We start from the raw sequence: 1,730 nt of genomic DNA on the forward strand, positions 1-1,730 counted from the left end.
CACGTCGTCGGCCTCGTACCCGTCGACGGCGAAGCGCGGCACCCGCATGTGGTCCAGCAGCTCGCCGATCAGCTCCACCTGCCCCTTGAACTCGTCCGGGGTCTTGGAACGGGTCGCCTTGTACTCCGCGTACTCCTCGGAACGCCAGGTCTTGCGCGACACGTCGAACGCCACCGCGAAGTGCGTGGGGCTCTCGTCACGCAGGGTGTTCGCGAGCATCGACGCGAAGCCGTACACCGCGTTCGTCGGCTGACCGTCGGAGGTCGTGAAGTTCTCCGCGGGCAGCGCGAAGAACGCCCGGTAGGCCATGGAGTGCCCGTCCATCAGGAGCAGGCGGGGACGGCCTCCCTCACCTCCCCCCACGGCCCCGGGGCCGGTCGGTTCGGTCGCGTCGGACGGTGATTTCGATGCCTTTGCTGCCACGCCCCCGATCCTGCCACGACCCACTGACAATCCCCGCCACACCGCCGCCGCCCCGGTTGTCGGACCCCCGTGACAGGATCGTCACCGGCAGCACTCCACGCGAACCGCCTCACCGCTCAGGGGGACGACATGGCAGGCAAACCACCGACCGGCGACCCCGTCCAGGACGCTCCCGAGGTCACCGCGCCACAGCACGCCGCGGCGGGCCTCGCCGCCGTCGGGCACTCGCTGCGCGCCGCCCAGCGGCAGATGGGCGTCCGGCGCACCGCGCTCACCCTGCTCAGGGTCAACCAGAAGGACGGCTTCGACTGCCCGGGCTGCGCCTGGCCCGAGCCGGAGAAGCGGCACACCGCGGAGTTCTGCGAGAACGGCGCCAAGGCCGTCGCCGAGGAGGCGACGCTCCGCCGCATCACCCCCGCTTTCTTCGCCGCCCACCCGGTCGCGGACCTCGCCGGCCGCAGCGGCTACTGGCTCGGCCAGCAGGGCCGCCTCACCCGCCCCATGTACCTCGCGGAGGGGGCGGACCACTACGAGCCGGTGAGCTGGGAGCGGGCCTTCGGCATCATCGCCGACGAACTGCGCGCCCTGGAGTCGCCCGACGAGGCCGTCTTCTACACCTCGGGACGCACCAGCAACGAGGCCGCGTTCCTCTACCAGCTGTTCGCCCGCGAGTTCGGCACCAACAACCTGCCCGACTGCTCGAACATGTGCCACGAGTCCTCCGGCTCCGCCCTCACCGACACCCTCGGCGTCGGCAAGGGCAGCGTCCTGCTGGAGGACCTCTACAAGGCCGACCTGATCATCGTCGCCGGGCAGAACCCGGGCACCAACCATCCCCGGATGCTCTCCGCCCTGGAGAAGGCCAAGCGCGGCGGCACGAAGATCATGACCGTCAACCCGCTGCCCGAGGCGGGCCTCGAACGGTTCAAGAACCCACAGAACGCCCGCGGCCTCGCCGGCTCCGGCACCCCCCTCACCGACCTCTTCCTCAAGATCCGGCTCGGCGGCGACCAGGCCCTCTTCCGCCTCCTCAACCGGCTGGTCCTGGAGACCGAGGGCGCCGTCGACGAGGGCTTCGTCCGCGAGCACACCCACGGGTACGAGGAGTTCGCCGCCCTCGCCCGCACCGCCGACTGGGACGAGACCCTGCGGGCCACCGGCCTGACGCGGGAGGAGATCCTGGCGGCCCTGCGCATGGTCCTCGACTCCGAGCGCACCGTCGTCTGCTGGGCCATGGGCCTCACCCAGCACAAGCACGCCGTCGTCACCATCAAGGAGGTCGTCAACCTCCTGCTGCTGCGCGGCGC

The 1,730-nt window shown here is 71.0% G+C and carries 2 protein-coding genes; one reads left to right on the forward strand and one right to left on the reverse strand.

Annotated elements, in window-relative coordinates:
- On the reverse strand, positions 1-423 hold a 423-nt coding region (locus JNW98_RS35505), incomplete at its 3' end, for a 5'-3' exonuclease (RefSeq protein ID WP_443732511.1).
- A gap of 129 nt (positions 424-552) precedes the next feature.
- On the opposite strand from JNW98_RS35505, the gene JNW98_RS35510 reads away from it, so the two are divergent.
- On the forward strand, positions 553-1,730 hold a 1,178-nt coding region (locus JNW98_RS35510), incomplete at its 3' end, for a molybdopterin-dependent oxidoreductase (protein WP_223772381.1).

The sequence above is a fragment of the Streptomyces huiliensis genome (assembly GCF_020037025.1).
Classification (GTDB): domain Bacteria; phylum Actinomycetota; class Actinomycetes; order Streptomycetales; family Streptomycetaceae; genus Streptomyces; species Streptomyces huiliensis.